This is a genomic window from Streptomyces sp. NPDC059668 (assembly GCF_042734135.1).
Taxonomy (GTDB): Bacteria; Actinomycetota; Actinomycetes; order Streptomycetales; family Streptomycetaceae; genus Streptomyces.
Genome location: NZ_JBHWEL010000143.1, coordinates 1 through 3,365 on the forward strand (window position 1 = coordinate 1; position 3,365 = coordinate 3,365).

Consider the following 3,365-nt stretch of genomic DNA (forward strand, 5'->3'; position numbering starts at 1 on the left):
CTCAAACGCCGGACGGGCTGGAGATGCGGGCCTGCGCCGAATCCCCGCCGTCGCCCGAAGGGCTCGTCCTCAAACGCCGGACGGGCTGAGGGTGCGGGCCTGCGCTGAATCTCCGCCGTCGCCCGAAGGGGGCGTCCTCAGACGCCGACGGGCTGAGGGTGCGGGCCTGCGTCGATTCCTGCCGTCGCCCGAAGCCCGCCCTCAAACGCTCGACGGGCTGGAGATGCGCGCCCTGGCCGAGAACCCCGGGCGCGGGGGCACGCCTTCAGGGGCGCGGGGAACTGCGCGGCCAGCCCCCACCCACCCGCACCCGAAGAACCCACCGGGGGCGGGGCGGGCCCCGGTTCAGGGGGTCGGCGTGGGTGCCGGGTCCGTGGCGGGGACACGCCGGCGCCGGCGGCGCTTGAGGAGGGCCCAGGGCCCCCGGGGGCCCGTCGGCATCGCGGCCGTGACCTCCGTACCGGCCTCGGACGCGGCCTCCGCGGCCGCCCGCGCCACCGGCAGGAACCCCTCGCGGCGGGAGACGTCCGGCCGCTCCTCCTCGGCCGGCCACAGGCCGAGCGCCGCGCACACCGTGGGCAGCACCGCCATCGCCGCCGTCGCGTACCCCTCGGCGGAGGGGTGGTAGTTGTCGGGGCCGAAGAGCTCGCGCGGGTTCGCCTCGAACTCGGGGCCCAGCAGATCACCCAGTGACACCGTCCGGCCGCCCTGTTCGACCGTCCCGATGGTCTGCGCGGCGGCGAGCTGCCGGGAGGCCCGGCGGGCCAGCCACCGCAGCGGCTGCTGGACCTGTTCGACCGTGCCCAGGTCGGGACAGGTGCCGACCACGACCTCGGCGCCGGCGGTGCGCAGCCGGCGTACCGCCGCGGACAGGTGACGGACCGACCGGGTCGGCGGCATCCGGTGGGTGACGTCGTTCGCGCCGATCATGATCACGCAGATGTCGGGCACCCGCGCCGGGTCCGCGAGAGCGACCGCCACCTGGCGGTCGAGGTCGTCGGACTGGGCGCCCGGGAGCGCGACATTGCAGAGTTCGACCGGGCGTTCGGCGACCGCCGCGAGCCCGGAGGCCAGCAGCGCGCCGGGAGTCTGGCGGGGCCGGTGCACCCCCTGCCCCGCCGCGGTGGAGTCACCGAGCATCGCGAGCCGCAGCGGCGGCCCGTCCTGCGCCGCGTACGCGTACCCGTACAGACCGTTCGCCCGGGGCGCCTGACCGTGTCCGTTGCCCACATGGCGCTTCGCCAGCTGCACCTCGGCCAGGACGACACCGATCGCGGCGGCGCCCACCAGGCCGATCCCGCCGCCGCCGTACGCCGCGCCCGCCGCGATCCGCCGTGCCACCCTCGCCCTCGACAAGCTCGTCATGCGTCGCCGCCACCTCCTCGTAGCCGTACAACCACTGCTTGCCCCGTGGAACGGGTCGGCCAATCTCAACGACACGTGAACGCCCACGTGGGGCCTTAGGCTGACGGGACCATCCCTTTAGAACGCAGCTCCGGAGACAACGGTGCAATTCCACGACTCGATGATCAGTCTCGTCGGCAACACCCCGCTGGTGAGGCTCAACAACGTGACCGCGGGCATCCAGGCGACCGTCCTGGCGAAGGTTGAGTACTTCAACCCGGGCGGGTCCGTCAAGGACCGCATCGCCCTGCGCATGATCGAGGCCGCGGAGGAGAGCGGCGCCCTCAAGCCCGGCGGCACGATCGTCGAGCCGACCAGCGGAAACACCGGGGTCGGGCTGGCGATCGTGGCCCAGCAGAAGGGCTACAAGTGCATCTTCGTCTGCCCGGACAAGGTCTCCACCGACAAGATCAACGTGCTGCGGGCGTACGGCGCCGAGGTCGTCGTCTGCCCGACGGCCGTCGACCCGGAGCACCCGGACTCGTACTACAACGTGTCCGACCGGCTCGTCCGTGAGACGCCCGGCGCCTGGAAGCCGGACCAGTACTCCAACCCGCACAACCCCCTCTCGCACTATCACTCCACCGGCCCCGAGCTGTGGGAGCAGACGGAGGGGCGGATCACGCATTTCGTCACCGGCGTGGGCACCGGCGGGACGATCTCCGGGACCGGGCGGTACCTGAAGGACGCGAGCGAGGGCAGGGTGCGGGTCGTCGGCGCCGACCCCGAGGGGTCCGTGTACTCGGGCGGGTCCGGGCGGCCGTACCTCGTCGAGGGCGTCGGTGAGGACTTCTGGCCGACGGCGTACGACCGGACGGTCGCGGACGAGATCGTCGCCGTGTCCGACAAGGACTCCTTCCAGATGACGCGGCGGCTCGCGAAGGAGGAGGGGCTGCTCGTGGGCGGGTCCTGCGGCATGGCCGTGGTGGCCGCGCTGCGCGTGGCCGAGCGGCTCGGACCCGACGACGTCGTGGTCGTCCTGCTGCCCGACAGCGGGCGCGGCTACCTCAGCAAGATCTTCAACGACGAGTGGATGGCGGACTACGGGTTCCTGGAGGACACCGGCCCGAGCGCGCGGGTCTGCGACGTCCTGAGCGACAAGGCGGGCGGCACCATCCCCTCGCTCGTCCACATGCACCCGGACGAGACGGTCGGCGAGGCCATCGAGGTGCTGCGTGAGTACGGCGTCTCGCAGATGCCGATCGTCAAGCCCGGTGCCGGTCACCCGGACGTGATGGCCGCCGAGGTCGTCGGGTCCGTGGTCGAGCGCGAGCTGCTCGACGCGCTGTTCACCCAGCGGGCCTCGCTGCAGGACCCGCTGGAGAAGCACATGTCGGCGCCGCTGCCGCAGGTCGGCTCCGGGGAGCCGGTCGGCGACCTGATGTCCGTGCTCGGCACCGCCGACGCCGCCATCGTGCTGGTCGAGGGCAAGCCCACCGGCGTCGTCAGCCGCCAGGACCTGCTGTCCTTCCTCGCCAAGGGCGGCGCCCGGCAGTAGATATCCGCAGGTGGGTGGGCGGAAATCTCCGGAAGTTCCCCTCCTGGGCGGATCTTCCGGCTGCCCGGCGAGGAACTTCGCGGAAGTGGTACGAGCGTGTCACGTCCGCGCAGCACCCGCTTAACACACGTCCGGCACATTGGTGGGTGTCGGCAGGGCGGGAGCGGCTCCCCGCCCCGGCCGGCACCAAAACGGCGCCAAGGACCTCCGGAGCGGCTCCCGGACCTCCATGGACGCCAAGGGCGCGCAAGCCCGGCCCTGACCCGGCCCGCGTCCCTCGCGGGGACCGCCGTCGTCCCGCCCCCCGGCAACGGGGGTGCGGCGGTCCCCGCGCAACACGTCGGAAGGGCCCCCGGCCCCGCCGGGGGGGGGCGCGGGCGGGGGTGGTTGGTTGGTGGACCCCCTGGCCCCGGGGCCGGGGCCGGGGGGGGGCGGGGGTGTGGGGGGCCCCCGCCGCGGCGGG

At 73.6% G+C, this 3,365-nt stretch carries 2 protein-coding genes; one reads left to right on the forward strand and one right to left on the reverse strand.

Going from position 1 to position 3,365, the window contains the following annotated elements; translation table 11 throughout:
• Positions 1-345 precede the first annotated feature (345 nt).
• Complete coding sequence (locus ACFV2J_RS42275) at positions 346-1,365, reverse strand: SGNH/GDSL hydrolase family protein (protein WP_385097563.1); 1,020 nt, start codon at positions 1,363-1,365, stop codon at positions 346-348.
• A gap of 142 nt (positions 1,366-1,507) precedes the next feature.
• Between ACFV2J_RS42275 and ACFV2J_RS42280 the strand changes: the two genes are divergently transcribed.
• Entirely contained in the window at positions 1,508-2,902 is a 1,395-nt protein-coding gene (locus tag ACFV2J_RS42280) for a cystathionine beta-synthase (protein ID WP_385097566.1), read from the forward strand.
• Positions 2,903-3,365: the final 463 nt, after the last annotated feature.

What these genes read in the sequence shown, in the direction of transcription:
- ACFV2J_RS42275 (WP_385097563.1), bottom strand. Translation starts at nt 1,365, where the DNA reads ATGACGAGCTTGTCGAGGGCGAGGGTGGCACGGCGGATCGCGGCGGGC.